Consider the following 26,987-nt stretch of genomic DNA (forward strand, 5'->3'; position numbering starts at 1 on the left):
CTTCAAGTATCTTAATCAGCCGCGTTAGCCGAGTCATCGGCCTTGGCAGTTGGTTGGAAAGTCGTGTCGAATTCAGCGATTGCCTTTTCCAGAGAGTCGCCTTCTGGCAAGTTCCCAGTCTTGGTAATCGTGTCTTCGAGGTCTTGGTGACTAGCGTCCATGTAATCAAACAGTTCGTTTTGGTAACGTAAGACGTCAGCCACTTCCAGCTTGTCCAAATGACCATGAGTCAAGGCAAACAAGATGATAACTTCCTTAGCAACGGGAACGGATTCATGCAAGCCTTGCTTTAAGACTTCCACGGTCCGGGCCCCACGTGCTAACCGCGCTTGGGTAGCGGCATCCAAATCAGAGCCAAATTGCGCGAAGGATTCCAGTTCACGGTAGGCAGATAAGTCCAACCGCAACGTCCCGGCAACCTTCTTCATGGCTTTGATCTGAGCGTCCCCACCAACCCGAGATACGGAAGTCCCGGCATCCATGGCTGGCCGAATACCTGAATAGAAGGAATCACTGTTCAGGAAGATTTGACCATCGGTGATGGAAATAACGTTGGTTGGAATGTAGGCAGAAACGTCACCGGCCTTGGTTTCAATGACAGGTAAGGCCGTCATCGAACCGCCACCAAGTTCATCGTTCAACTTAGCTGCCCGTTCCAATAAACGAGAGTGGGTGTAGAAAATATCACCAGGGTAAGCTTCACGACCTGGCGCACGCCGCAGAATCAAGGAAAGTTCACGATAAGCATCGGCTTGCTTGGTTAAATCATCATAGACGATCAACACGTGCTTGCCGTTGAACATGAACTCTTCACCCATCGCTGCACCGGCATAAGGCGCGATGTACAACATTGGGGCTGGTTCGGAAGGACTGGCGGTAACGACGATCGTGTAGTCCATGGCGCCGAATTTCTCCAGCGTTTGAACTTGTGACCGCACCGTTGAAGCCTTCTGACCAATTGCGACGTAGATACAAATCATATCTTGGTCTTTTTGGTTAATGATCGTGTCAATGGCGATTGAGGACTTCCCAGTCTTCCGGTCACCAATGATCAATTCACGTTGGCCACGACCGATTGGAACTAAGGCATCAATGGCCTTGATCCCGGTTTGCAGAGGTTCGCTAACCCCTTGCCGGTCCATAACCCCTGGTGCTTTATGTTCAATTGGCCGCGTCTTGTCCGTGGAAATGTCCCCTTTACCGTCAATTGGTTGACCTAATGGGTTAACAACCCGGCCAATTAATTGATCGCCAACGGGAACTTCCATGATTCGGCCAGTCCGCTTAACTGTATCGCCTTCAGTGATTCCAGTGAAATCACCCAAGATAACGATACCAACATCACTGGCTTCGAGGTTTTGGACCATTCCATAAACCCCGTTGTCAAATAACAGCAACTCACCTTGCAAAGCGTTGTTCAGACCGTGGGCCCGAGCGACACCATCACCAACGTAAGTAACCGTACCAGTTTCTTCAACTGAGATTTCATCCTTGTAGCTTTCTAATTGTTGTTTAATTAGAGCACTGATTTCCTCAGCTTTAATGCTCATGAAAGTTTCACCTCTTTATCACCGAATTCGTTATGCTAGCAGTTGCTGCCGTAAACGATTAATTTTAGTTCGTAGGCTACCATCGAGGACCGTGTCTGCGGCCTTGATAATAACACCACCAATCACAGCAGGGTCAACCTTGCTGCTCAAGATGACCTTCTTTGCCCCAACGCGCTTGGCGTAGACGGTCTCGATCTGTGACTTCTGTTCAGCCGTCAATTCGACTGCCGTCGTCACTTCAGCATAGACCGTGTCGTGGACATCGTCATACAGCTTTTGGAAAGCATCGATAATATCGACAAGGTTTTCCATCCGGCCGTAATCGTAGGTCATTTGAATCAGGTTTTTGATATACGGTGAAGCTTGCTTCAACAAAGGTTGGAGCAAAGCTTCGCGTTCAGCAACCTGCAGGCTAGCGTCTGAGAGCATCGTGCTCAACTGTGGGTTGTCCTGGAAGATACGCCGAAGTTCCACTAACTCTGTGTAGCCTGACTCCAGTTGGTCTTTTTCGGACAACAAATCAAATAATGCTTTGGAGTAGCGCTTTGCTACCGTTGCCCTATTAAGACTCATGTTGCTTCCCCAACCCTTCGATATAAGAATCAATTAATGCCTTTTGGTCGTCACCTTTTAATTCTCGTTGAATGATCTTGGAAGCAATCTCAATAGATAGGTCCGCCACATCGTTACGGGCATTGGACAGCGCGTCTTGACGCTCCTGTTCGATATCCTTTTGGGCATTTTGCTTCATCGTTTGAACATCCGCTTGGGCCTGCGTCACGATTTGTTCGCGTTGTTGTTGACCGTTAGTCTTCGCATCGCTCACAATCGTTTGGGCTTCAGAACGAGAATTTGCCAAAGCTGCTTGGCGCTTTTGCACCAGGTCGGCAGCATCGTTACGGGACTTTTCGGCGGAATCAATATCATTACTGATTTTGTCGGCCCGATCCTGCATCATCTTCGTGACTGGACCCCACGCTACAACCTTAATGATCCACATCAACAGTAAGAACGTGACGATGTAGAACAGAGAATCTCCAAAGTAAAGCGACTGACCAATTACTAAATGTGAGAGCATCTATTGACACCTCCTTTTGCTATCAGATATTTAAAACTAAACCGGTTCATTGTTACTACTTGTTCATAACCATCAAAGCAACAACGAAGGAAATGATAGGCATGGCTTCAACCAGCCCAACACCGATAAACATGTTCGTCCGTAATTGACCTGATAATTCAGGTTGACGAACCATACCTTCTAGCATCTTGGAAATAACGATACCATCACCGATACCCCCACCGACGGCGGCACCAAACATAGCAATACCAGCTGCAATAGCTCCCATAATCTTTGTTTCCTCCTTAAATTAGATAAAACTTATTCCTCGACTTCTAGCTTTTGAGAAATATAAACTGATGACAACGTGACGAAAACGAACGCTTGGATAGCTCCCAAGAACGCTGAGAACCCTTGCCAAGCCATTTCGATTGGCACCGCAACGATCATCGTCGCGATACCGTGTGAAGCTGCCAGATCCCAGATTACCCCTAATAGCATTTCACCAGAGAAGATAACCCCGAAGATACGGAGACCCAACGTCAGAAAGTTCGTGAATTCCTCAAAGATACTGATCGGAAGCCAGAACACGAAAGGTTTCAGGTAGTTTGTGAAGTGACGCTTATACCCTAATTTCCAAACGCCAGCAAACTGAGCAATCATCATGGTCATTAACGAGAACGTTAATGTGGTCATTGGGTCAGACGTTGGACTACGAACGATCGTCGCACCCCCACGCGTGGCCACTTGGATGAATAACCCCAATTCGTTAGACAGAAAGAGAAATAGGAATAACGTGAATCCCCACAAACCAAACTTACCGACATCGCCGGCTGGAATGGACCCCTTCAAAATTCCGTTGGTAAAATCAATCAGCCATTCCAAGAAGTTTTGCCCCTTGGTAGGCTTCATGGCTAATTTCCTGGAAGTGAAAAAAATAACTGCCACCATCAGCACAAATACGACTAGGCCGGATACAACGTTGGCAGTACTAAAAGTCAGTCCCAGAAATTGAAAGGTTGAAACTGGTTCACCATTCACCGAATATCACCTCTTTTCCACACTATATGAACGCATTTTCTCTGTTAAATTCCTCACTTATGTCAGGTATTTCTCAAGAAAAGCGGAATAGTGAACGAAGCGAGCGCTCCATTCAAATACACTGGAAATGATACCACCAATCCAGATAAAAGACAAAACAATTTTTCACAGGATAAACATTCCTGTGAGTAAGATTAAAATCCAGTTTTTAAAAGGATTGTTATCGTTTTCACAGTATATATGCGTGCGCACTCGCTATGATAAAATTTTTAGTCGATCAGGACCAGGTCTTGCCCCAGAAATCATTGACAGATCCACTGAGCAAGCGCTGGTTCTAACCGTCTAAAATGACGCTGAGCAGACGCCCATCGGTCACCTTGCACCATTCACCCAATGCTGAGAACAAAGCGACCAGCGGCGTCTATAACGGGCCTTGATGGCAGCTTAGTTGAGCCTGTTACCTGATAAACTCAACGAACTGATGGTCACCGGGACCAGCGCAGTTAAGTCATCTCACCCACCTGACATGGCGGTGACACAGTCTTTTTCCTAACAAAGAAGAGACTCGACCGCAGTGGCCGAATCTCTTTAACGTTTACTTCGTTCCAAACAACCGGTCACCGGCATCGCCGAGACCTGGCACAATGTACCCGTCTTCGTTCAGGTGATCATCTAACGCTGCCGTGTAAATATCAACGTCAGGTTGGGCTTCACGTAAAGCCTTGACCCCTTCTGGTGCGGAAACTAAACAAACGAACTTCATGTTCTTCGGATCAGCACCACGCTTTTCCAAAGCTTCGATGGCCATCATTGCTGACCCACCGGTGGCCAACATTGGGTCAACGATGAAGATTTGCCGTTGGTCAATGTCAGAAGGCATTTTTACGAAATATTCATGAGGCTGTAAGGTCTTCTCATCACGGTACATCCCGATGTGACCGACTTTAGCAGCTGGGATCAATTCCAAAATACCATCAACCATACCGATACCGGCACGTAAGATTGGTACAATGGCGACCTTTTTACCAGAGAGTTCCTTGGCAGTCATCTTTCCCATTGGTGTTTCGATTTCCTTATCTTTCAAAGGCATATCGCGCGAAACTTCGTAGGCCATTAAGGTCGAGATTTCGTTGACAACCTCCCGAAAACTGCGGGTCCCACAGTCTTTGTTCCGGATAATCGTCAGTTTGTGTTGAATCAACGGGTGGTCAAGTACTTGAAACTTCCCCATGAATGAGCGCTCCTTTATGATTTCTTACAATTGTACCATGAATTTCCGCTACCAAAACGGTTAATTTCAAATGAAAACGTTTTTACAACAAATTTTTTAGTCCAACGCTGATAAAGGGTGGGCACTGGTCAGCTCGTGGACCCGTTGCCGCACGTCTTCCAAGACTTTGTCATCAGTTGGGTTCAGTAACGTCTTAACGATCAAGCGTGCCACTTCGCGGGATTCATCAGCGTTGAAACCACGTGTCGTGATTGCTGGCGTCCCTAAGCGGATTCCTGACGTTTTGAACGGACTCAACGTTTCGTTCGGGATGGCTTCCTTGTTGGTCGTGATCATCACGCTGTCCAACAATTCTTGGGCTTGCTTCCCATTAAGATCGGTGGCTGACAGGTCAAGCGTCATCAAGTGGTTGTCCGTGCCGTCAGAAACGACCCGAACCTTTGGCAACTGGTTGAATTCGTCCGCCATCGCCTGGGCGTTGGCAATAATTTGCTTGCCGTAGTCGGTGAATTCCGGCTGAAGGTCTTCGAAGAATGCGGCGGCCTTACCGGCAATCACGTGTTCCAACGGCCCACCTTGCGTGCCGGGGAAGACCGCTGAGTTGATGCGCTTGGCATTTTCCGCTTGGGATAAGATCATCCCACCCCGCGGTCCACGCAACGTCTTGTGCGTCGTCGTGGTGACCACGTCAGCGATACCCACGGGACTAGGATGCAGACCCGCAGCGACTAAGCCGGCGATGTGCGCCATGTCGACCATCAAGTAAGCGCCAACTTCATCCGCAATGTCGCGGAAGGCATGCCAATCAATGATTCGTGAGTACGCTGATGCCCCAGCCACGATCAGTTGTGGCTTGACTTTAAGCGCCAAGTCACGAATCATGTCGTAGTCCAGGAGTTCCGTGTCCGGATTCAACGCGTAACTGTACGCATTGTACAATTTACCAGAGAAATTAACCTTAGCGCCGTGAGTCAAATGGCCCCCGGCATCCAGGCCCATCCCCAGAATAGTGTCGCCAGGCTTCAAAAATGCCGCATAGACGGCTTGGTTCGCCTGAGAACCGGAGTGTGGTTGGACGTTAGCGTATTCGGCGTTAAACAGCTTCTTAGCGCGGTCAATGGCCAGTTGCTCCACCACGTCGATGTACTGCGTGCCACCGTAGTAGCGTTTTCCCGGATACCCTTCGGCATACTTGTTGGTCAACACGGAGCCCTGAGCCGTGCGCACGGCTTCGCTGACGATGTTTTCCGAAGCAATTAATTCAATCGTTTCTTCCTGACGGTCTTCTTCTTTGGCGATAGCGCCCCATAATTCTGGATCTTTTTCTTTGAAATTCACTGGCAATTCCCCCTGAACTGTAATTGGTCCTATTTTACCAAATTTTTCACCTCAGTGGGACTACTTCGCATTATTTATTATTTTATAAAACGTACGGTGGGCCGTGCTGGCCGCCTACCGTCCACCAAATATGGGTCGTACCGCTGTGGACGGACGGGGTGAGCCAGGGAACGGTCTCGACGCCTCACGGCTACGTGGCAATTCACCTACTCAATGCAGATAAACGCCGTCATTTCAGCGATAATCCTGCTACCTTGTGGGTAATCACTGATGTTACCGACCAGCGACGATCCGAGATGGCTGTTGCGATGACAGCGATGTTAGCTGAGGACAGAAAAAAGAGAGTGGACTAAAAGGCGGTTAGCTGGCGAGCATTAAGGCTGATAAACGAATAATCCCGGGCTTGGATTGTTTATTTATCAGTTTTAAGCGGAACCAGCTGCCTTTTGGCCCAGGTTTCAACACCAGATATTCGGAGACACAAAAGGCCCGAGACTTTTGTCCCAGGCCCCCAAATCAATGCTTATTTTTCAAAATGTTGTTGGCCAGCTGACTTATTCAACCGGTTCATGTAAGCCGCACCTAGGCCTTCTGCCGCGAAGCCTTGGGCCAGGATACCGGTCACGGGTGATTCCAGGTCAAAATGCCGCAACCCAGCAAACAGCCGGTGACTGGCACTGGCCATATCGGCCCCCAGTGAGAAGGCTTCGGCGTTTGCTGGTAAGGTTTCATTGGCCAGCGTGCGGTCCAACGCCATCACACCGATGGTTCCGGACTGCTCGGCTGCCCATGCGAGTGCTGCGGGCCAATCCGCCTCGTCATCGACGATCGTGACCTGGGCGTTGGGCGCGTAATGCTTGTATTTCATCCCTGGTGCCTTAGGAATCTCGCCCTTGCCGACCTTGTGGTGGTTGGACTGAACCTGCCCAATCACGGCGGCCAGTTGTTCTTCAGTCACGCCACCCGGACGCAGAATCGTCGGAATGTCCGTGGACATGTCCAGGACCGTGGATTCAACCCCCACCTTGGTGGGACCATCGTCTAAAATGCCGGCAATCTTACCATTTAAATCATGATAGACGTGCTTGGCCAGCGTTGGGCTGGGCTTGCCTGAGGTGTTGGCGGATGGCCCGACTAACGGAACTCCCGCCGCCTTGATCAGGTCTAACGTGACCTGGTTAGCGGGGTTCCGAAAGGCCGCCGTGTCCAAGCCCCCGGTGACGGCCTTCGAAAAGGCACCCGGTTGGAGCTTGAAAATCAGCGTCAGCGGGCCAGGCCAAAACGCCTTGATCAGCGCTTCGGCCTTGGCGGACAGCGGTTGGGCATATTTCTTGACCGTGTCTTCGCCAGTGACGTGGACGATCAACGGATTGTCGCTGGGGCGACCCTTGGCCAAATAGACCTGCTTGACCGCCGCTTCATTGGTCGCGTCGGCGCCTAAGCCATAGACCGTCTCCGTGGGAAAGGCCACGAGTTGGCCGGCCTGGATAGCCGCGGCCGCCGCAGCGATTTCAGTTGGTTGAAAAATTTTGGTTTCCATATCGATTTCTCTAATCTCCCATCTAAATTCACAATTGCACGCGGACCATGCGATCATGGCCGTTGATGTCCGCCTTGATGGTCACCGTCGCTTGAGGAAAGGCCGTGGCAAATAACTGCCGCACGGCTGGTCCCTGCTGGTACCCAATCTCCGCAAAGAACTGCCCGTGTGTCGTCAGGTAATCCCCCAACAACTGGGCGAAGCGTTGGTAAAACGCCAGACCGTGGTTGGCCGCAAATAAGGCTGTCGCCGGTTCAAAGCGTTTGACCGAATCGTCCATCACCGCCAGTTCACTCCGGTCGATGTAGGGCGGATTGGACACGATGACGTCAAACCGCTGCCCGGCCACCGGTGTCAAGAGGTCACCCACCGCAAAAGTTACGGGGGTGTCGAGTGCCTGGGCATTATCCTGGGCCACCGCAATGGCCGCCGCCGAAATGTCCGTGGCGGTCACGTCCCAAGTCGGTCGCTCCGCCTTTAACGTCAACGCAATCGCTCCACTCCCGGTACCCACGTCTAACACGCGCTGCGACGTTGCCGGCAGCTGTAGCAGCCACTCGACGAGCTCCTCGGTCTCGGGCCGAGGAATCAACGTGGCCGGCGTGACGCGAAACTCGCGACCGTAAAATGGCGCGTGCCCCAAGACGTACTGGGCGGGCTCACCGTCACAGACCCGGTCAATTTGCCGGTGGTACGTCGCCAGTTGGTCACCGGCCAGCGTTTCTCGGTAGTGTTGGACCAGTTGGGTAAAGGACCAGCCTTGCCCTTCCTGCATCAAGTAGGCGGCAACGCTGGTCTCTTGGCCGGCCGCCGTCAGTTGGTGCTCGGCAGCCTTTATCGCCATCAAAATGGTGGTCTTAGCCATTGTTCTTTAAGTCTTCTAGCTTGGCCGCTTGATCGGATAGAATCAGGGCATCAATGATGTCGTCTAATTCCCCGTTCATGACGCGATCCAGCTTGTTCAATGTCAAGCCGATTCGGTGATCCGTTACCCGGTTTTGCGGGTAGTTGTAAGTCCGGATCCGTTCGGAACGATCCCCGGTCCCCACGGCAGACTTCCGTTCGGCGTTGTAGGCGTCTTCTTCTTGTTGTTTATAGTAGTCGTAGACCCGGGCCCGTAAAATGGTCATGGCCTTGGCCCGGTTTTGTTGCTGTGACCGTTCATCTTGCATGGCCACGACGATTCCGGTTGGCAAGTGGGTCATCCGCACGGCCGAAGAGGTCTTGTTGATGTGTTGTCCACCGGCACCAGAGGAACGGTAAACGTCGGTCCGAATGTCCTTGGGATCGATATCAATGTCCACGTCCTCTTCTTCCGGCATCACGCCGACCGTCGCGGTACTGGTGTGGACCCGACCGGCAGATTCCGTCGCTGGCACCCGTTGAACCCGGTGCGCACCGTTTTCGTACTTCAGCTTGGAGTAGACTTTGTCCCCGGTGATCATCAAGACGATTTCCTTGAACCCACCAACTTCAGTGGCGTTTTCATCGACGATTTCGATCTTCCAGCCTTGGCGTTCGGCGTACTTGGAGTACATGCTAAAGAGGTCAGCCGCAAATAAGCTGGCTTCATCCCCACCAGCAGCCCCGTGAATTTCCATGATGATGTTCTTGTCATCGTTGGGGTCTTTCGGCAACAGTAAGACCTTAATGTCGTCTTCGAGCTTTTCCTTTTGGGCCGTTAAGTCCTTGAGCTCTTCTTTGACCATGGCGTCCATGTCATCGTCAAGCTTTTCACGCAGCATTTCGTCGTCATCGGCGATTTGCTTGGTCACGTCTTGGTACTGGTGGTATTTGTCCACCGTTTCGCGCAGCTCCCCTTCTTCTTTGGACAGCTTCATGAATTTCTGCGTGTCCGCGATGACTTCGGGGTCACTGATCAATTCATTGAGCTCGTCGTAGCGGTCGGCCACGGCTTGGAGCTTGTCAAACATTTCATCCATTCGATTTAACCTCGTTTCAAAATTAACTTGCGTCAGGCAAAACGGTTCAACGACCGCCTTGCAAAATGTGTTGTCGCGTTGTCTTATTTTGGCCGCGACTTACCAATCTGGTCCAATGGTGGGTTGAAATAATGGCGCCGGCACACGGGGTAATACGCCTCGTTGCCGCCAATCTGAACCTGTTCACCCTCGTAAACGGGTTGGTTGTCGTGGAACCGCAGATTCATGATGGCCTTCTTGGTGCAAAACCAGCAAATGGTCTTCATTTCTTCGATCTTATCCGCATATAACAGGAGGTACTTGGACCCTTCAAACAGTTCGTTCTTGAAATCATTCTTTAACCCAAAGGTCATGACTGGAATGTGCAGCTCATCGACCACCTTGGCCAATTGGAACACGTGTGCCTTGGTCATGAACTGGGCCTCGTCGATCAACACACAGTTGGCCTGCGCATCAATGCGTTGTACCTCATCGTAGAGATTGGTTTCTTTAAAAATGGGATGAGCCGTCCGCTTCAAGCCAATGCGACTTGAGACGTGGCCGACCCCATCTCTGGTATCCAAGCCACTGGTCATAATGATGACCCGCTTGCCCTGTTCCTCATAGTTATGGGCGACCTTCAAGATTTCAATGGTCTTCCCGCTATTCATTGCGCCGTACCGAAAAAATAGCTGCGCCACGTTGCTCCCACCTTTTTGACAGTTTCTATCTATTATAGCCGATTACGCTGGAAAATTCGACTGTCGCGGCCAATTGGTGATAGATTTTTCTGCGAAACCGTTACCAGTCTGGTAGTGTCCTGATATTGGCAACCATGGCGGTACTGGTCGCCTTGCCGTTCGCAAAATAGGCATCGGAACGCGGTGGGAAGGACCGGTCTGAGCCAAAGGGCGGTCTCAGCCCTCGCTGGGAACCGTAGCCCGCGTTTCCCAGACGCCATTTTCTAAGAAGAACACTTAGAAAATCCCACGGCTGAACGCCTATTTTGCTTCACTCTCGGCTACACTTATTTTTATCAACAATATTGTTTTAGTACTTGCCCGCCAACAAATCAGGCAGTAGTCGCGATTGCAGGTGGCTGTCAGCATAATCCGTACATGAGACCTACCAAGACAATCAACAAGCTTCGGCACACTTGCAACTACTGTTACCTCAGTGGCTATACTAAATGGCAGGCGCAACGGGCTAGCGGCTAGTCGCTGACAACGACCTATGTAGCCGAGAGTTCGCCAAATATGGGTTCAGCCGTGGGAGTTACCTTGCCAGTGATTTCTGCTGGTTAGGTAACTGGCGTCTTTGAGACGTGGTCTTTCGGCTCAAAGTCGAGGCGTCGAGACCGCCCTTTGGCTCGACCCGTCCGCCCACCGCGTTCCGACCCATATTTGGCGGACGGTAGGTGGTAGATAACCTCCACCTCGTCAGCTGACCAACCCAACTCCTTGCGATTTGGGAAAGTTCAAGCAGAGTCCTCCCCTTAATGCCGAAAAAATGCTAAAATTAGGGCTTGAATATTATGGAACCCGACATTAAAAAATCTTGTCGCGATTAAGGAGCGAATTGCATGTCATTCAGAAGCGGCGTTGCCACCTTCGCGGGGAAATCCTCTTACTGGTTTCTCCACACGTTTCTACACGGGGGAAGTTCTCTCCCCGGAAAAATTACGTTAAAACTCGATCCCAACATTTTGCGGACCTTGGGCGCCAAGTATGACGTCATCGTGATCACGGGAACCAACGGAAAGACGTTGACCACGGCGTTAACGGTCTCCGTGCTCCGTGAAAAGTATCCCGATATCTTGACGAATCCCACTGGTTCCAACATGGAACAGGGAATCGTCACCACTTTCTTGAACGCCAAGAACCCGAAGACTGGCCGGCCACTGGCGGTACTGGAAGTCGATGAGGCCAACGTCATTAAGGTGACCCAATACATTGAACCGAAAGCTTTTGTCTTTACGAATATTTTCCGGGACCAAATGGACCGCTACGGTGAAATTTACACCACTTACCAAAAAATTCTTGACGGGGTGGCCCTGGCGCCTAACGCAACCATTATTGCCAACGGTGACTCCCCAATTTTTCATTCCAAGGAATTGCCAAATCCAATTCAGTACTACGGCTTTGACGACCAGCCCGACGGCGACTTCAAGGCCAAGCCCAACACGGATGGCGTGCTGTGCCCCAACTGTGAGCACATTTTGCACTACCATTCCCTGACCTACAGCAATCAAGGCAAGTATTTCTGCCCGAACTGTGGCTTCTCACGGCCGGAGCTAACTTACCGGTTGACCAAGTTGGGCGAGCAGACGCCAACGTCTTCGAAATTTGAAATCGACGGTCACCCCTTCAAGATTCAGGTCGGTGGGACCTACAACATCTACAACGCCCTAGCTGCTTACGCGGTGGGTCGTTTCATGGACGTGACGCCGGAACAGGTCAGTGACGCCTTCAACGCCAACCAACAAGTCTTTGGTCGCCAAGAGGTCATCAACGTGGACGGCAAGCGGGTCACCATCATCTTGGTCAAGAACCCCGTGGGATTAGACCAGGTGTTGCACATGATTGGCACGGACACGCACCCATTTTCTCTGGTGGGCCTGCTCAACGCCAACTACGCGGACGGTATCGATACCAGTTGGATCTGGGATGGCGACTTTGAACAGTTGGCCGACCGGGACATTCCGACCGTCATCACCGGGGGCGAGCGTTACAAGGACATCACGTTCCGGCTGAAGGTCGCGGGAATTCCCGACGACCGCCACATTGTGGAACCGAACCTGGAAAAGGTCGTGGACGAGATCAAGAAGGTCTCGACCGACCGCGTTTACGTGCTGGCGACCTACACCGCCATGCTGCAGATGCGTAAAATTTTAGCTGATAAAGGCTACGTCAAGGAGGGTCTCGGTCTATGAGTTACGAATTAAACGTCGCCCACCTGTACGGCGACCTGATGAACACTTACGGTGACGTCGGAAATATTCTGGCGTTGAACTACTATGCCAAGCAAATGGACGTTACCTTAAACGTGAAGGTTGTCAGCCTCGAGGAAGACTTCCACGCTGACGACTATGATCTGGCCTTCTTTGGCGGTGGCCAAGACTTTGAACAGACCATCGTCTCCCAAGATATCCAGACCAAAAAGGCTGAGTTGATCAAATTCATCGAATCCGACGGTCCCCTATTGGCCATCTGTGGCGGTTTCCAGCTGTTAGGCCATTACTATATTGGCGCTGACGGCGAAAAATTACCCGGCATCGGTGCATTGGACCACTATACGCTGGCCCAAGACCACAACCGCTTCATCGGTGACATCGTCATCAAGAACCAGGAGACCGGTGAGACCTACCACGGGTTTGAAAACCACCAGGGATTGACTTACCTGGGCAAGAGCGAACGACCACTGGGTAACGTCGTCTCAGGCAAGGGTAATAACGGCGAGGACGGTACGGAAGGGGCAATTTACAAGAACGTTTATTGTTCTTACTTCCACGGCCCAATTCTGACGCGTAACGGCGACATCGCCAAGCACCTGTTAGTGGCCGCTTTGAAGCGGAAATACCCGGACGCCGACTTCAGCCAGCAAGAGGCACTGCCGATTCCGGCAACGTTCTAAATAAGCTGGCATCAGTAGGCATACCAATCTTAAACTTAAAGAAAGTTCCAACCACCTTCGTCTAAATCACTGACGATAGTGATTGGAACTTTTTATTTATTACAAGTTGAACGGCAAAAATCGCCTAAAAATATTGCCGTGATAGAACTAGTTATGTCCAGGGGGATAGCTCAAACTGGCCGCCTACCGTCCGCCAAATATGGGTCGGAACGCTGTGGGCGGACGTGTCGAGCCATAAGGCGGTCTCGACACCTCGCCTTTGAGCCGATGGACCACGTCTCAAAGACGCCAGTTACCTAACCAGCAAATAGCGCTGCTAAGGTAACTCCCACGGCTGAACCCATATTTGGCGGACTCTCGGCTACACGGTGATTGCTAATTAACAATGCGTTTAACCCTTAGTGCCAGCTGATTCTACCATTGGTTTTTAATTAATGCACAGTCACTGACAAGCACCAATCCGCCGGAGTCAGCCAGTAGTGCAGCCGGCTGTGTCGACCCAGTTAGCTGGCGTTTTTGGCCAGGTTACTGGGTGGGACGACTTGAGAGACTGGCGAATTTTGCCAGGCTTTCAAGCGAACCGGAAGACCGCTTCTCAGGCTGGAGGTGTTCCCCAGAGCAGGCGGAACTGCTGGCTGACGGAGGCATTCTGGTTTCACTAGCTTTCATAGTTAGAATGCTATCTGGTTGAGATTTAAGAGCTTAGTCAGTCCTTAAACTTCAGTTCATTACGAAAAATCATGACCAACATACCGGCTTTTCTCGGCCAAATACGTGCCAATCACCGCGTTGCGTTGGTCCAGATACGGTTCGTTGGGGGCCACGGGATGAACGCGGTTGGTCAAGAACACCATCGCCTGCCGGGTCATTGGGTCGATCACCAGATACGTGCCGGTGAACCCCGAATGCCAGATGACCCGGTGCGACTGTGGCCACTGGGTTGCGGTCAACGCCCAGCCGAGTGAACGGCCAGCGTGACCATTGGGTGTCCAATCATGCGTTAGCTGATGAATGAAGGTCGGTGGCAGGACTGCCGGGGCCATTTCCGGCCGACAGTAGGCCTGACAGAACCGTGTCAGGTCAGCGACCGTACTGAATAGGCCCGCAGACCCGCACCGCCGCTGCAACACATAGCCCTTGGGGTCATGGACCTCACCACGAATCAAGCCACGCGTCACGGTCTGAGCCGTTGGGATACATGCCAGTGGCTCCGTGGGGGTAAACGTACTGTGGGTCATCCCCAGTGGCGTCAACACACGCTGTTGCACGGCCACCTGAATGGGGTCGCCTAAAATTTGTTCAACGATCCACCCGAGGAAAATGTAGTTGACGTCGGCATAGACCATTTTCCGGCCAAATGTCGGGCCGACGTGCAGGTGTAACAGCGCGTGGGTCAACGCCACAGCATCCAATTGGTTGCGGTTGGGGATGTAGCCCGTGATGCCCGACGTGTGCGTGAGTAAATGCCGCACAGTCACCCGCGAATCTTGCCACTCCGGCAAGTAGTCGTGCACGTGGTCAGTCAAGTGTAACCGGCCCGCCGCTAGCAGCTGCAGGACCACGCTTAACGTCCCCACGACCTTGGTCAGCGAGGCCACGTCGTACAGCATCCCCGGCCGCAATGGCTCAGTATGGGGCACAATGGCGGCAACACCGTACTGCCCCGTTTCCACGCGGTCGCCATCGATCAGGGCAAAGCTCACCCCTGGGACCACCTTTTCCGCGACCAGCCGTTGAAGGGCCGCTTTCGTTTCTACATACGCCATGGACCGCACCTCTCTCTTTCTCTGGGTCCATTGTACCCATCCCGACTGGCAAATGGCAATTCCAGTTTGTCTTAAACTAGCGGTTACATGCCCTGTAGTGCAAACTAGCCGCCTACCATTGTGGGCAAGACCAAGTCAAAATTGCGCTACGAGTGCGCACGCTAAGCAAACTTAAAATTTCCTAAACCTTTCTGAAAGCTGGTTACAATGCACGGCTGAATTTCGTTAGTAAAGTTAGAGAGAACGCCGTGCTGTATAAGGCGAATGCCACCAACAATCCCGCGTGCACAAAAAAACGCCCTGCCACCACTGGCAAGACGCTTTGTAAATACCCTTGAATTATGCCAAATCGTTACCCGTAAACTGACTATTGTAGAGGTCGGCGTAGAAACCATTGGCCGCTAACAAGCTGGCGTGGTTCCCGGTTTCGACAATGTGGCCGTGATTCATAACCACGATGTTCTCGGCATTTTGAATCGTGGATAACCGGTGGGCGACCACGAAGCTCGTCCGCCCTGCCAGCAAGCTTTGCATGGCGTGTTGAATCAGCATTTCCGTCCGGGTATCGACCGAACTAGTGGCTTCGTCCAAGATCAAGACGTCTGGATCCGCCACGAAGGCCCGCGCAATCGTCAATAATTGCCGTTGCCCTTGGGAAATGTTGGTGGCCGCTTCATTCAAGATGGTATCGTACCCATCTGGTAGTTGGCGAATGAAGGTGTCGGCATGAGCTGCCTTGGCCGCCGCGTACACGTCTGCTTCACTCGCATCCTCGCGACCGTACTTGATGTTGTCGAAGATCGACCCGGTAAATAACCAGGTGTCCTGCAGCACCATCGCGAAGTGCCGGCGTAAATCGGTCCGGCCCACGGCGTGCGTGTCCTGACCACGATACCTGATCTGGCCAGAATCGACATCGTAGAACCGTTCCAACAGATTGATGATAGTGGTCTTCCCGGCCCCAGTTGGCCCGACAATGGCGACCATATCACCCGGTTTGACCTTCAAATTAAAGTCTTCGATCAGTGGATTATTTTCCACATATCTGAAGGCCACGTTGTCAAATTCAATGACATTGCCATTAGTCGCCGTTTCAGCGGGGACCTCCGCCGTCTTGGTCTCAACCATATCGGTTTCATCCAATACGGCAAAGATCCGTTCGGCAGAGGCAATCGTCGCCTGAATCGTGTTGGTCAAGTTGGCCATTTGCGTGATGGGTTGTGAGAATTGGTTGGTGTATTGCAGGAAGGCCTGCACGTTCCCCAAGCTCACGGTCCCGTTGGCAACCTGAATCCCACCGATAACGGCGACAGCCAGATAGTCCAGGTTCTTCACGAAGTTCATCAGCGGGAAAATCAGACTGGAAACAAATTGCGCCTTCCACGCGGATTGGTAATACTTACGGTTGTGTTCTTCGAATTCTTCTTGAGCCGCTTCTTCACGGTTAAACGTCTTGACCACTGTATGGCCAGCGTACGTTTCTTCAACCGTGTTGTTCAACAGCCCCAGGTTCTTCTGTTGACTAGCGAAGAACCGTTGCGATTTTGGCGCCACGATACCGACCACTAAGACACTCAGTGGAACGGAGACCAAGGCAACCAACGTCAGCCAGCCGCTGATGGTCAGCATCATGTACAAGACCCCAAAGAAGGTCAGGACACTGGTCACGATTTGCGACAAGGTCTGTTGTAGCGTGCCCCCGATGTTATCCATATCGTTGGCCATCCGTGACATCAGGTCCCCATTACTGTGGGTATCGTAGTAACTGATCGGCAACCGTTGCATCTTTTCCTTCAGGTCACGCCGCAAACGGTAAACGACCTTTTGGGAGATCCAACTCATGATCAGCTGTTGGACGATACCAAATACCGCCGCTCCGGCATACATGATGCCGACGACCACCAGAATGTGGCCAATCTTGCCAAAGTCAACTGGCAGGCTGTGAATGGCGATACCGGCCTTTAGCTCGGCAGTTCCCTTCATCACACCCTTGAACAGTTCCGTGGTGGCTTCCCCCAAGATCTTCGGCGTCTTGATCTGCAAGACCACCGAGACGATAGCGAAGACTAACACCACGAAGATACCGGGAAGCCAGGCTTTCATGTAGCGGAACAACCGGAGAGTCGTCCCCCAGAATTTTTGTGGCCGTTGTTTGGTAGCGGCACCACGTCCATTACGCATCGACGGTATCCCCCTTCCGCAGTTGTGAGTCGAGAATTTCTTGATAAGTCTTGTTGGTGGCCTTCAATTCGTCGTGTGTCCCTTGGCCCACGATGTTCCCGCCGTCGATCACTAAGATCAAGTCGGCATCGGCAACCGTGGAGACCCGTTGGGCAACGATGACTGTGACACCGGCTTGAACCTGAGCATCTTGCCGCAGATCTTGTCGCAACAGCGCATCGGTCTTGAAGTCCAGTGCAGAGAACGAGTCATCAAAAATGTAGACGCTCGCCCGCTTCAGAATCGTCCGGGCAATGACCAACCGTTGTCGTTGACCACCAGAGAAGTTGTCCCCGTTTTGTTCAACGACACCGTCTAAGCCACCCTCTTCTTTAATGAAGTCGCTGGCTTGGGCAACGTCGAGTGCGTGCCAAATTTGGCTATCACTGGCGTCGGACATCCCGTAAGTCATGTTACTGCGGACCGTTCCGGAGAACAGCACCGCTTTTTGTTGCGTGATGGAAATCGCTTCGTGCAACGCCTTTTGGCTCAAGGCCGTCAGTGGCGTGCCGTTCAGCTTGATTTGGCCACTTTCTGGGTCAAATAACCGTGGAATCAGGTTGACCAGCGTGGATTTCCCAGAACCAGTCCCCCCGATAATGGCGACGGTCTGCCCCGCCGTGGCGGTAAAGTTCACGTCGGTCAAGGCTAATTTTTCTGCCCCCGTATACCGGAAGTTCACGTGATCAAAGGTCAGGCTGGCCGCCGATTGGTCCAACGCAACTGGTTGGTCCGCATCATTGATCTTACTCTTCAAATCCATGACTTCGTTGATCCGTGCCGCAGACGCCTGGGCCCGTGGCAGGAAGACGAAGACCATGGAGACCATCATGAAACTGATCAATAATTGGGTGGCATAAGTCATGAACGCGACCAAATTACCGACCTCCATGGCTTGGCTCCCAATCAGCTTGCCGCCATACCAGACGATCCCGATGTTGGTCCCGCTCACGATCAGCGTGATGACCGGTAACATCAGTGAGACGATCATGAAGACCTTGATCCCAGTTGACGTGTAATCCTTGTTGGCCCCTTCAAAACGGTCTTGTTCGAATTGGTCCTGGTTGAACGCCCGGATGACCCGGACCCCCGTCAGACCTTCACGAAAGACCAGGTTGATGCGGTCAATCTTCTTTTGCAAGCTCTTGAACAATGGCACTGCAAAGTACATGATCAGCCCGGTGAAAAAGGCCAATACAGGCAAAGCAACCAAGAAGACCATCGTCAGCCGCGGACTCTTGACGTAAGCCAAGACGCCAGCCCCCACCAACATGATGGGCGCCATCAGCATCATCCGTAGCATTTGGACCATGACGTTTTGAATCTGTACCACGTCGTTGGTCGTCCGGGTAATCAGTGACGCGTTCCCCACCGTTTCAAATTCTTCGGTGGACGCGTACGTGACTTTCTTAAATAAATCAGTTCGGATTCGTTGGCCCATCCGTTGCGACTGCGTAGACGCATAATACACGTTTCCGGCGGCTCCCAATACCCCAATGAAACTCAAGAGGAGCATCAGGCCACCCGTGCGCCAGATGTAGCCGATATCGTTGTTGGCGATCCCTTTATCGATGATGTTGGAAGTCAACGTCGGTAAGGAGAGATCACAGGCAACTTGAATAATCATAAACCCAACAGCAAGGACTACTGCCCACCAGTCCAAGTGTTTTCGGGCAAGTCGCATCATGAAATTTGGCCTTCTTTCTTCTAAGGTTACTCTGTAAAACATCAAAAATGCATATGCGACAATTATACTCGCTTGAATCGTGTTTGCAATCATGTATTACCGCTTAAATTAATCAGCGGTGACAAAAAATAATGTCCGTAATCATGGTGCTGGACCAGTATCCTGAGTGCAGTAGAACTAGTTGCTTACGGCCACATGGTCCGAACTGGCCGCCTACCGTCCGTCAAATATGGGTCGGAACGCGGTGGGCGGCCGGGGCGAGCCAAGGGGCGGTCTCGACGCCTCCCACGGCTGAACCATATTTGCCGGACTCTCGGCTACAGAAGATGCATCACTATCAGCCGGTTTCAGCCTTGGCATTTGTTTCACTAATTTCGGCAATTGCATTGGCAGAGAAACTAATTGACCTTTTCAGCCAACGGGCAAAGGTTACAAGTAAATAAGGCTCAGCTGACGAGGAGCAAGGCTATTAAATTAGTCCACGCCACCATCTGCGACTATCAGAGATTCCGGTAGTTATGGGAAACGCCGTCAATCTCCAAACACATTTGGCTTCGACCGGTCCTTCCCACAGCGTCACGGTCCAAGTTTGGCGAACGGTAAGGCGGCCAGCACGGACTAAATCACATTCAAAGACTAATTTTGTCCCCGTAAACTCAGACGTCACCATAAATCTAGCTAAGGCTTGCAACCTTCAGCTAGAAGACCAATCGGTGGCAAAACACCGCCATGTAAGCGTTTACGGAACGCTTTTTACCATTCATAAAGCTGGTAATGTTGTCAATATTTGTTACAATGGGGACACTGAAGGGAGTAAGAGCATGGCGAGCAACTCAGATTCAATCTATAACGTCTTAACCTATATTCACCGTCATCAAGATCAGGTTCGCTTTATCCAACAGCGCAATAGCAACGTCATCGCGATTGGCGTCCCCGACTCGGTGCCGGTAGCGAATCAGGAACTCTACTTCCCCGTTGGCCACCTGTTGGTCAACCGGATGGATGATGACTTTTTAGCCAAAAATGGTGAGCTGTTGAACGACTTCTTCGACCGCACGCGTAGTTCTAAAGAAGACTACCGCGAAGTCTGGATCACCACCAGTTACATCCCCACCGAGCACATGTACTTGGTGGAAATTTCTTTTGAATGATGACTTAAAAACGGGCAGCCCAGTAGCGGGTTGCCCGTTTCGTTTGTCCGCGTTTAGTTTGGTCACCTAAAGGTTGCAAGTACAAAAACACCTGATAATACGCAACTGACAAGGATCGTGAACATGAAATGAGTCCATGCCACCACCTGCGGCTGTCAGAGATTCCGGTAGCTATGGGGACCGCCGGCGGCCTAAGGAGCGGTCCGCCGACTCGGTTTGAAGCTTGACGAACCCCGTCAATCTCCAAACACGTCCACGCTGTAAGCTGAGAAAAAACGCTCAGCTAACACCGTTGTCACAGCAACCTACACCTCTGACTGCCTCCGGTCACGTCGGTGATTAACCACAAAATTAGCAGAGAAATCGCTGAAACGGCAACGTTCATCCACACTAGTGGGTAACCTGTCACGTAGCCGTGAGTGAGCTAAATTTGGACTCAGCCGTGGGAGTTTGCAAGTGAACTGCTTGGAAACTGGCGTCTTCGGCTCGAAGCGAGGTTGAAGACCGCCCTTTGGCGTCGACCGGTCCCTCCCACAGCGTCACGGTCCAAATTTGGCGAACGGCAAGGCGGCCAGCACAGAGTAAGGTGCGTTCATTGACCGCAAATATGGGTTAGCTGAAGATGGCGTGAGAAGCCCAGATGCCGCCGCCAATGACCAGTACCGCCACGATAAAGAAACGGAATAGTGCGGCAAAGGCGACCAGCACAATGGCGCCAATGATCAGCGTTCCCACAATCCCCAACAGCCAGCCGGCTAGGCCAAAGACCAACCGCAGTAGTGGAAACAGTAGCAACAATAACAATAGTAATAAGATCACGATGATCGCTCCATTCTACCCGGGGAATTCCCCGGTTAACTTGTATTTTACACGTTTTTTTCGGCGGGCACACGGCTTAACTATTTAAAAATTTGTAAACAAAAGGAACGGTCACCAATCGGCCCCGTTCCCGTCGTTATCATTTATCTAGCTAGCGGTAATGCGGTGCCGCCCCGTTTGCTTGGAGTGATACAGGTTGGCATCGACCCGCTTGTAAAAGTCCAGTGGGTTGCGGTCCCGGTCGTGCAGGACGGAGACACCCACGGAAATGGTGACGTTCAAGTCCTCACCATTGTAAGTCGTCGTCAGGTTCTTCACCGCGTCAAATACCTCTTGGGCGATTGGTCGCGCCCGATTTAAGTCGCGGTCAGGTAAGAGAATATTGAACTCCTCGCCCCCCGTCCGGTACAAGATGATGTCGCTGCCAAATGGCTTCAAACTCGCGGCAACCGCGTTAGCAACCTGCTTAAGCACCTCATCGCCGGCCAAGTGACCATACGTATCGTTGATGTGTTTGAAGTGGTCGATGTCAAACATGATCATCGCCAGGTCCCGTTGGTGCGCGGCGCTCTGGTGGAAATGAAAACCCACGGCGCGGTCATAAGCCGCATAATTTTGCACGTGCGTCAGCGCATCCCAGTTCGCCGACTGGAACAAGCGGTCCTTGATACGGCGGTCCTTATCTTGAATCTTGAAATAGCCGTACATCAAGGTGGCCAAGACCAGGTAGTCGGCAATTTCAATCCAGTAAGTCGTCCACGGCAGTTGGAAACGGAACTTGACAAACATCCAGAGTGCCAGGCCGAACGCCGTCGCTACCGAGATGTAGCGGGTGTATGGTGCCCGCCAGAGGTGTGTGCTTTGCTGGTAAGATAACCAGTAGAACAAGATGAAGATAAAGGTATACCCCCAAGACAAGATGGCCGTCACGTTACCGTTGAGCACCATGAATCCGACCCCGGCTAACAGAATCAGCCAGGTGGGAATCTTGAGTGCCAAGAAATACGCCACAAAGATCAAGAGAAGTAGTTGAAAGTTCGTAAACGTCCAAGACAGGTGGCTGTCGCGGACAATCATCTGCAAGGCGAAGACGGATACCACAGCACAGGTGGTCCCAATGATCACTTGAACATGTTTTAAATTGTATGGTCGCCGACTGGATTCAGCCTTCGCTGTGACCCAAGTAAAAATCGACCAGTACAGGGTGATAACTCCCAAGGTGAAGAAAATACTGGTAATGATGGGCGGTACAAGCCACATAGTCCATGACATGGAATAATCTCCTTGCTCAGTGATTTAATAATTAATCCAGTAATTGGTTCTCCAATCCTGGTACTAGTATAACGCATTAATTTGCTCTAACAACTACTATAAAACAATTCATATAATAAAACCATAACTATTTATATAAAACATTATGTCACGGGATGAACGATTTGCGCTTTTGCTAGTTCCCCCCACTCCTGTTTTTCTGGTCATTTCCCCTATCCGAATTCGTTAAAATAAAGTATGATGGGAGCAGACACTTGAAAGGAGGAACCATTCGACATGTACCGTTATTTTCTACAGCCCCAGTTAGATGTCACCAACAACTCACTGATTGGCTACGAAATGCTCATTCGCCAACAGGTCGACGGCAAATGGGTCTTGCCTCAAGACTTCGAGTCAATTCCTATCGACACCCAGGCCGACCTGATCAAACGCACGGCCCAAAAACTGCGGCTGAAGATTGGCTCAGTCTCCTACAACGTTAACCAGCGGCAATTCGTCGACTGCACGATTGCCCAAGCGATCGTCGACGCTCAGCTACAGATTGCCCCAGTGAATTTGATTCTCGAGGTCACCGAAGAAGAGACCGACACGGCTGTTTCGAACCAGCAAATTATCGATCAGGTTCACTTTTTTGACGACCACGCGATTCAACTTAGTCTAGACGATATCGGGACTGGTATCAATACCTTTGACCACATCAAACCGATTCTGCCCTACGCTAGCGAAATTAAATTTGCCATGCAAAATTTCCGGGCTGAGGGTCGCGCCGCAGAAATTCCGGATAACCTGGTTTTCTGGAAAAAGGTCGCCCAGGACTACAAGTTACGCTTGATTCTGGAAGGTGTGGAAAATGAGGCCGAAGACAAGATGGCCAATGACTTGGAAATCGACCTGCGGCAGGGCTGGTACTACGGGAAGCCCCACCTGTTCAAATTATAATTTTCGCAATACTTTTTATTAATAATATTATTTATTTTTAAGGCTACTAATCGGTTGTGCTAGGTCGCAATCTCTGGTAGTCTTTTACTTATCCCAATTATTTTAAAAATTCAGCTAGACTTGCTAAACACGGGTCTATTTAGGAGGCGTCACCACTGCATCTGCCAGTCAACCGGCACCGCTGCTCCACTTGCGGTCACCGACTTAACCCATTTCTCGCACAATGCCCCACCTGTGGCGCACCCCAGTTGTCACTCATGGCCGCGCTCTTCACGTGCCACGGCCAGCTCACCCGCGGCGCTTACTGGCAACGTATTGGCGTACTCACGGTACTCACCTGTGGTCTACTGATCACGCTCATGAGCACCGTTTTGCAATATCCGGCCTTTCGCCTGCAGCCCGCTTACCTGAACCCGGGCAAGGCACTGCTACTACTGGTCACGGCAGCTGGTTTGTTTACCTGCAGCCTCATCACGCTGGCCACCACCTTGCAGCGCCTGCATGACCGGCACCGTACCGGGCGCTTCTTAGGGTGGTTAGCACTACCCGTCATTGGTTGGGGGCTGGTCCTCGTCCAGCTACTGAGTCCGAGTCGGGGTCCCCGCACGCCCGTCGCCACTAGTTTCACCTGGCGACAACGCGTCCGGACCGGGCGCCTGCTGATCAGCGGTACCCTGCTGTACGCGGTCAGTCTTAACTTCGTGGGTATCGCCGCACTCAGAGGGGCCCACCCCGACCCACTCCCCACGAATTCAGCCGCACCGGCAGCGCCCACTGCGGCCAACCAGCTGATGCTGGGCCGCCACAACATTTCATTGGCGAACCACCGGACTTACCGCGTAGCCTATCGTAATCGCCAGTGGGCCCACACGACATTTGCCATTGACCGCATCACGGTCTACCGCACCTATGGCCCTTACCGCATCCCCAGCAACGACGGGCCCCTCACCATCAACGGTATCATTGGCGTTCACATGAAGATTCACGCGGGAGCTAACATTCAGACCTACCCCGTTGCGAAAACGTTAACCACAAACGACGGTCAGCGTCTCACCGCGGACCGCTCTAACAGCGACGTGTTCGCGGGCGACCTGAATCAGGGCACGCGGACGGCGGGAACGACTTACTATCTCATGCCCCGGCTAAACGAGGTGGCCGACGTGACTCGCATCGACGTGAGTTGGGACGCCGTGCTAAGGAGCCAGCCGCAATTCCCACAGACCTTCCATGCCAGCATCCCGTTGACCGCTAAAAAATAATGGCCCCTCGGTGTTGTCCGAGAACCCATTACTTTGTGACTCTTATCAACTAGGGACGTTCGTCAACTCCCAGTCGATTTCACCGGAGTAGTTGCCTTGCATGGCACTTCCGTTGATCTTCAGCAGAATGCCTTGATCATCAGACCAGTCGGCTGCAATATCAGTCTCCGTATCATCACCAGTTGCCTGTCCGGTGGCAATTAGCGTTGACATGTCATTGGACAAGGGGTGTTGCGTGCCGTCGCTGTCGACATAGATCAACTGGCCGTCTAGGGGCGTCTTCACGGCCGTATTGTCGTTCAAGGTCATGCCCGCCGTCCGCGCAACGAGCTGCCAGCCGGCCTTTTGCCGAGAATCAACGACCGCTAGCGCCCACTTAGCCGACCGCTTAATCACCGTCGCGGACCCACTCAGCACGGTCGGCTGAAACACCAATGGCCCACTGGTGCTACCGAACCCGTAGCCACTGGTTGTGACGTCAACCGAATCCGTATTAGAACGCTCTTCGGACGACTTATTGGTACTGTAAAGCTCGATGGTATTGACGCCCCTCTTTAGCAGACTGTCATCAACAGGATAGCTGAAGACCCATGGATCAACACCGGGCATTGCCAAAATATCAGTTAAGGCCTTGGATCCCTGATCAACGTGATTGACTACTAGATGAACAATGATGTCCTCAGGCTTCATAGCGGCCGCTCCAGCATCAAGTCCATAAGGATATTTGGCTTGACCCACAATTTGGGCAGGTTGACCTGACCCGTCCGCAACGTTTAACGTACTGTCTTCCGGACTAATGGTCATTTTTAAATTGGACGCCTTCACGTTAAAGGCAGGCAGACTTGCGGCGGCCGAGGCGTTAGACCCGTTGAAGTAACTGGTAGCCTCAGCCTCCGTTGCCGCATCGGCACCAACTGTCCCATAAAGGGTAATCTTGGCCTCATCTGAACCGGTCAACGTAAGACCGTTGCCATCACTACCTAGATTAACGGGCAGCGTTGTCCCATCACGTTTAGAAATATCCACCTCGGCTCGGGACCCATCGGGATTCTCAATGCTCCCAGACGTCAGGGTGATACTGTTGGGGATGTTCAGTGCGGCATTAACCTCTTCCCAATCTTTCGAACCACCGCTCCGCTTAAACGTATAAGCCAGTTTGACTGGCATTCCGCCAGAAATCGTCGGCGTAGAACTGGTATCAACCGGTGTATAATCATTCGAATCGTTGTCTTGGATACTGAGGGTGGCTGTGGCACTGTTCACAACGTCACCCGGTACTTGGTCAAAAACTACCAGGTTGTTTTCCGTACTTTCTCCCGTTGACCCCGTAAATCCCCAACGAACTTTGGTGCTTCCGTTTTCCAGCTTAAATTCGTCTAGTTTAAGGGGAACGGTTGCTTCATTGGCTGGTTGCTTCGGCTGGCCAGTATCGGAATTTTTGTCATCGTAAACATATCTCATTTTACCAATATTAGTACCATTAGTTGGGGGCGTATAGGTTAAGGTCACGTGATGCCACCGGTGATCCGTCATCTTATCGGTCGTGGCGTCAGCATTTTTCCCTTCGTCTAGGTAACCTAAATGTGTCATTTTGTAGAAATAATAAGTACCACGATAATCTGAGGAGAACAATGTTGGATACCAAGTAGTTGCCCCTAACAAGTTAGTTGCCCAAATATTCGTTTTCAATCCTGCTGCTCCCACCGCTGTATAGGTACTGGCACTGCCTGGGTAGTTCGAAGCGATATGGTTATTACTACTACTAATCGTTCCCGCCGCCCCCGTTGCATCGCCTGAAGAATCAAATTGATTGTAGTAATTTCCATTGTCAAATGATGACGGGTACGTGTCGTTTAAATCCCACTGGACTAATTTCAATGGATCTTCCTGGTTACGATGCGTATCGAATTCCAGTGCCCAGCTTCTATCAATTGCGTTTTGCCCTAAATCCATTTTCTGCCAACTTTGTGGGTCCATCCCCCAAACACCCATACTCTCCCCAACGCCAGGTGTAATGACAGTATTCTTATCTTTATCAAGCGCTGTCGACTTAGAAAAGGCCTTCACGCCTTGTGTGGAATTCTGCAGAACAAACGCCATGCCATCGCCTAACCCTTGATTGACAAACGCCTGCTCAGTACTGGTATATATCCACATGCCCGTTCTTTCCGGCTTGGCCAGGTCAAATACCGCGTCGCGCGACCAAATGGCTCCCCAGGAATTTTTCTCACCAGCCTGCGAAATCTTGATGGCGGAATTAGTTGTGCTCCCGGCATTAACAATCTCTGCTTTGTTGGTACCATTAGCTTCCACGCCATTATCGCCATTCCAAAAATAACCACTGTACTCGGACGAATTTAAATCGACCCCCTGTGGTGCTCCGGTTAAAGCGTCTTGATAATTATAATAGCGTGGCTCTGCCGCATCCGCGGGTATACTCGACCACAGCCCAAGCCCGGCCGTAGCCAAAGTTATTGCCGCCGTCACGATTCCTTTCTTCATGCACGTAACCCCCTCGTCCAGACGAACTGAACTTCTTTACTTTCCTCAACTTTTTGCCCT

Annotated in this window: 22 protein-coding genes; 5 read left to right on the plus strand and 17 right to left on the minus strand. The window is 51.5% G+C overall.

All coding sequences use genetic code 11. The annotated features are described in order from the left end of the window. Positions 1 to 11: 11 nt before the first annotated feature. The 11 genes from atpA to NGM66_RS05380 all read right to left on the minus strand — a co-directional run bounded on the left by atpA (position 12) and on the right by NGM66_RS05380 (position 10,380). Positions 12 to 1,550 carry a F0F1 ATP synthase subunit alpha gene (gene atpA, locus NGM66_RS05330; protein ID WP_208910261.1) on the minus strand — a complete coding sequence of 513 codons (1,539 nt, stop codon included), beginning with the start codon at positions 1,548 to 1,550 and terminating at the stop codon, positions 12 to 14. A 30-nt stretch (positions 1,551 to 1,580) separates the two neighbouring features. Next, a complete protein-coding gene (gene atpH, locus NGM66_RS05335) occupies positions 1,581 to 2,123 on the minus strand; it encodes an ATP synthase F1 subunit delta (RefSeq protein WP_208910263.1) in 543 nt (180 codons plus the stop codon). Further along, the gene (gene atpF / locus NGM66_RS05340) at positions 2,113 to 2,628 is read right to left on the minus strand and encodes a F0F1 ATP synthase subunit B (RefSeq protein WP_208910265.1); all 516 of its coding nucleotides are present in this window, start codon (positions 2,626 to 2,628) and stop codon (positions 2,113 to 2,115) included. Before atpF ends, atpH begins: the two co-directional genes overlap by 11 nt. A 55-nt stretch (positions 2,629 to 2,683) precedes the next feature. Further along, positions 2,684 to 2,896, minus strand: a complete 213-nt coding sequence (gene atpE / locus NGM66_RS05345) for a F0F1 ATP synthase subunit C (RefSeq protein WP_125575374.1) — start codon at positions 2,894 to 2,896, stop codon at positions 2,684 to 2,686. 32 nt (positions 2,897 to 2,928) lie between these two features. Next, positions 2,929 to 3,648 carry a F0F1 ATP synthase subunit A gene (atpB, locus tag NGM66_RS05350; protein ID WP_208910267.1) on the minus strand — a complete coding sequence of 240 codons (720 nt, stop codon included), beginning with the start codon at positions 3,646 to 3,648 and terminating at the stop codon, positions 2,929 to 2,931. Positions 3,649 to 4,243: 595 nt separating this feature from the next. Next, positions 4,244 to 4,879 carry a uracil phosphoribosyltransferase gene (gene upp / locus NGM66_RS05355; RefSeq protein WP_208910270.1) on the minus strand — a complete coding sequence of 212 codons (636 nt, stop codon included), beginning with the start codon at positions 4,877 to 4,879 and terminating at the stop codon, positions 4,244 to 4,246. Between the two features lie 96 nt (positions 4,880 to 4,975). After that, positions 4,976 to 6,217 carry a serine hydroxymethyltransferase gene (glyA, locus tag NGM66_RS05360; RefSeq protein ID WP_208910272.1) on the minus strand — a complete coding sequence of 414 codons (1,242 nt, stop codon included), beginning with the start codon at positions 6,215 to 6,217 and terminating at the stop codon, positions 4,976 to 4,978. Between the two features lie 523 nt (positions 6,218 to 6,740). Beyond that, positions 6,741 to 7,757 carry an L-threonylcarbamoyladenylate synthase gene (locus tag NGM66_RS05365; RefSeq protein WP_208910277.1) on the minus strand — a complete coding sequence of 339 codons (1,017 nt, stop codon included), beginning with the start codon at positions 7,755 to 7,757 and terminating at the stop codon, positions 6,741 to 6,743. Between the two features lie 28 nt (positions 7,758 to 7,785). Continuing rightward, positions 7,786 to 8,622, minus strand: a complete 837-nt coding sequence (prmC, locus tag NGM66_RS05370; RefSeq protein ID WP_208910281.1) for a peptide chain release factor N(5)-glutamine methyltransferase — start codon at positions 8,620 to 8,622, stop codon at positions 7,786 to 7,788. Next, entirely contained in the window at positions 8,615 to 9,700 is a 1,086-nt protein-coding gene (prfA, locus tag NGM66_RS05375; RefSeq protein WP_125575380.1) for a peptide chain release factor 1, read from the minus strand. Before prfA ends, prmC begins: the two co-directional genes overlap by 8 nt. An 83-nt stretch (positions 9,701 to 9,783) precedes the next feature. After that, positions 9,784 to 10,380 carry a thymidine kinase gene (locus tag NGM66_RS05380; protein ID WP_208910282.1) on the minus strand — a complete coding sequence of 199 codons (597 nt, stop codon included), beginning with the start codon at positions 10,378 to 10,380 and terminating at the stop codon, positions 9,784 to 9,786. 881 nt (positions 10,381 to 11,261) lie between these two features. On the opposite strand from NGM66_RS05380, the gene NGM66_RS05385 reads away from it, so the two are divergent. Both NGM66_RS05385 and NGM66_RS05390 read left to right on the plus strand, forming a co-directional pair. After that, entirely contained in the window at positions 11,262 to 12,611 is a 1,350-nt protein-coding gene (locus NGM66_RS05385) for a Mur ligase family protein (RefSeq protein WP_208910283.1), read from the plus strand. Next, positions 12,608 to 13,312: a type 1 glutamine amidotransferase gene (locus tag NGM66_RS05390; RefSeq protein ID WP_208910285.1), complete on the plus strand. Its 705-nt coding sequence runs from the start codon at positions 12,608 to 12,610 to the stop codon at positions 13,310 to 13,312. Before NGM66_RS05385 ends, NGM66_RS05390 begins: the two co-directional genes overlap by 4 nt. Before the next feature lie 728 nt (positions 13,313 to 14,040). Here NGM66_RS05390 and NGM66_RS05395 read toward each other — a convergent pair. The 3 genes from NGM66_RS05395 to NGM66_RS05405 form a co-directional block, all read right to left on the minus strand. Next, positions 14,041 to 15,078: a serine hydrolase domain-containing protein gene (locus NGM66_RS05395; RefSeq protein ID WP_208910287.1), complete on the minus strand. Its 1,038-nt coding sequence runs from the start codon at positions 15,076 to 15,078 to the stop codon at positions 14,041 to 14,043. A gap of 339 nt (positions 15,079 to 15,417) precedes the next feature. Beyond that, positions 15,418 to 17,259, minus strand: a complete 1,842-nt coding sequence (locus NGM66_RS05400) for an ABC transporter ATP-binding protein (protein ID WP_258115429.1) — start codon at positions 17,257 to 17,259, stop codon at positions 15,418 to 15,420. Beyond that, positions 17,252 to 18,985, minus strand: a complete 1,734-nt coding sequence (locus NGM66_RS05405) for an ABC transporter ATP-binding protein (protein ID WP_208910295.1) — start codon at positions 18,983 to 18,985, stop codon at positions 17,252 to 17,254. The genes NGM66_RS05400 and NGM66_RS05405 overlap by 8 nt, the downstream gene beginning before the upstream one ends. 821 nt (positions 18,986 to 19,806) lie before the next feature. Here NGM66_RS05405 and NGM66_RS05410 point away from each other — a divergent pair. Further along, positions 19,807 to 20,136 (plus strand): hypothetical protein, encoded by a 330-nt coding sequence (locus NGM66_RS05410; protein ID WP_208910296.1) that lies wholly within the window; start codon positions 19,807 to 19,809, stop codon positions 20,134 to 20,136. A gap of 612 nt (positions 20,137 to 20,748) precedes the next feature. On the opposite strand, the gene NGM66_RS05415 is transcribed toward NGM66_RS05410, so the two are convergent. Together NGM66_RS05415 and NGM66_RS05420 are read right to left on the minus strand one after the other, a co-directional pair. Further along, the gene (locus NGM66_RS05415) at positions 20,749 to 20,955 is read right to left on the minus strand and encodes a hypothetical protein (protein ID WP_125575388.1); all 207 of its coding nucleotides are present in this window, start codon (positions 20,953 to 20,955) and stop codon (positions 20,749 to 20,751) included. Between the two features lie 147 nt (positions 20,956 to 21,102). Continuing rightward, the gene (locus NGM66_RS05420) at positions 21,103 to 22,227 is read right to left on the minus strand and encodes a GGDEF domain-containing protein (RefSeq protein ID WP_258115430.1); all 1,125 of its coding nucleotides are present in this window, start codon (positions 22,225 to 22,227) and stop codon (positions 21,103 to 21,105) included. A 276-nt stretch (positions 22,228 to 22,503) separates the two neighbouring features. On the opposite strand from NGM66_RS05420, the gene NGM66_RS05425 reads away from it, so the two are divergent. Together NGM66_RS05425 and NGM66_RS05430 are read left to right on the plus strand one after the other, a co-directional pair. Continuing rightward, on the plus strand, positions 22,504 to 23,166 hold the full coding sequence (locus NGM66_RS05425) for an EAL domain-containing protein (protein WP_208910297.1): 663 nt from the start codon (positions 22,504 to 22,506) through the stop codon (positions 23,164 to 23,166). A 257-nt stretch (positions 23,167 to 23,423) separates the two neighbouring features. Beyond that, positions 23,424 to 24,425 (plus strand): DUF805 domain-containing protein, encoded by a 1,002-nt coding sequence (locus NGM66_RS05430; RefSeq protein WP_258115431.1) that lies wholly within the window; start codon positions 23,424 to 23,426, stop codon positions 24,423 to 24,425. Positions 24,426 to 24,470: 45 nt separating this feature from the next. Here the strand turns inward: NGM66_RS05430 and NGM66_RS05435 are convergent, their stop codons facing one another. Beyond that, positions 24,471 to 26,927 carry an L-type lectin family protein gene (locus tag NGM66_RS05435; protein WP_208910300.1) on the minus strand — a complete coding sequence of 819 codons (2,457 nt, stop codon included), beginning with the start codon at positions 26,925 to 26,927 and terminating at the stop codon, positions 24,471 to 24,473. Between the last annotated feature and the right edge of the window lie 60 nt (positions 26,928 to 26,987).

Origin of the sequence: Levilactobacillus yiduensis, from assembly GCF_024718525.1 — a bacterium.
Lineage (GTDB): Bacteria > Bacillota > Bacilli > Lactobacillales > Lactobacillaceae > Levilactobacillus > Levilactobacillus yiduensis.

Coding starts and splice junctions, on each gene's coding strand:
- NGM66_RS05405 (WP_208910295.1), bottom strand. CDS start 18,985: ATGATGCGACTTGCCCGAAAACACTTGGACTGGTGGGCAGTAGTCCTT.
- NGM66_RS05420 (WP_258115430.1), bottom strand. CDS start 22,227: ATGTCATGGACTATGTGGCTTGTACCGCCCATCATTACCAGTATTTTC.
- NGM66_RS05385 (WP_208910283.1), top strand. CDS start 11,262: ATGTCATTCAGAAGCGGCGTTGCCACCTTCGCGGGGAAATCCTCTTAC.
- NGM66_RS05390 (WP_208910285.1), top strand. CDS start 12,608: ATGAGTTACGAATTAAACGTCGCCCACCTGTACGGCGACCTGATGAAC.
- atpH (WP_208910263.1), bottom strand. CDS start 2,123: ATGAGTCTTAATAGGGCAACGGTAGCAAAGCGCTACTCCAAAGCATTA.
- NGM66_RS05435 (WP_208910300.1), bottom strand. CDS start 26,927: ATGAAGAAAGGAATCGTGACGGCGGCAATAACTTTGGCTACGGCCGGG.
- atpE (WP_125575374.1), bottom strand. CDS start 2,896: ATGGGAGCTATTGCAGCTGGTATTGCTATGTTTGGTGCCGCCGTCGGT.
- atpA (WP_208910261.1), bottom strand. CDS start 1,550: ATGAGCATTAAAGCTGAGGAAATCAGTGCTCTAATTAAACAACAATTA.
- atpF (WP_208910265.1), bottom strand. CDS start 2,628: ATGCTCTCACATTTAGTAATTGGTCAGTCGCTTTACTTTGGAGATTCT.
- NGM66_RS05410 (WP_208910296.1), top strand. CDS start 19,807: ATGGCGAGCAACTCAGATTCAATCTATAACGTCTTAACCTATATTCAC.
- NGM66_RS05400 (WP_258115429.1), bottom strand. CDS start 17,259: ATGCGTAATGGACGTGGTGCCGCTACCAAACAACGGCCACAAAAATTC.
- upp (WP_208910270.1), bottom strand. CDS start 4,879: ATGGGGAAGTTTCAAGTACTTGACCACCCGTTGATTCAACACAAACTG.
- NGM66_RS05395 (WP_208910287.1), bottom strand. CDS start 15,078: ATGGCGTATGTAGAAACGAAAGCGGCCCTTCAACGGCTGGTCGCGGAA.
- NGM66_RS05425 (WP_208910297.1), top strand. CDS start 22,504: ATGTACCGTTATTTTCTACAGCCCCAGTTAGATGTCACCAACAACTCA.
- NGM66_RS05430 (WP_258115431.1), top strand. CDS start 23,424: ATGGCCGCGCTCTTCACGTGCCACGGCCAGCTCACCCGCGGCGCTTAC.
- prfA (WP_125575380.1), bottom strand. CDS start 9,700: ATGGATGAAATGTTTGACAAGCTCCAAGCCGTGGCCGACCGCTACGAC.
- NGM66_RS05365 (WP_208910277.1), bottom strand. CDS start 7,757: ATGGAAACCAAAATTTTTCAACCAACTGAAATCGCTGCGGCGGCCGCG.
- prmC (WP_208910281.1), bottom strand. CDS start 8,622: ATGGCTAAGACCACCATTTTGATGGCGATAAAGGCTGCCGAGCACCAA.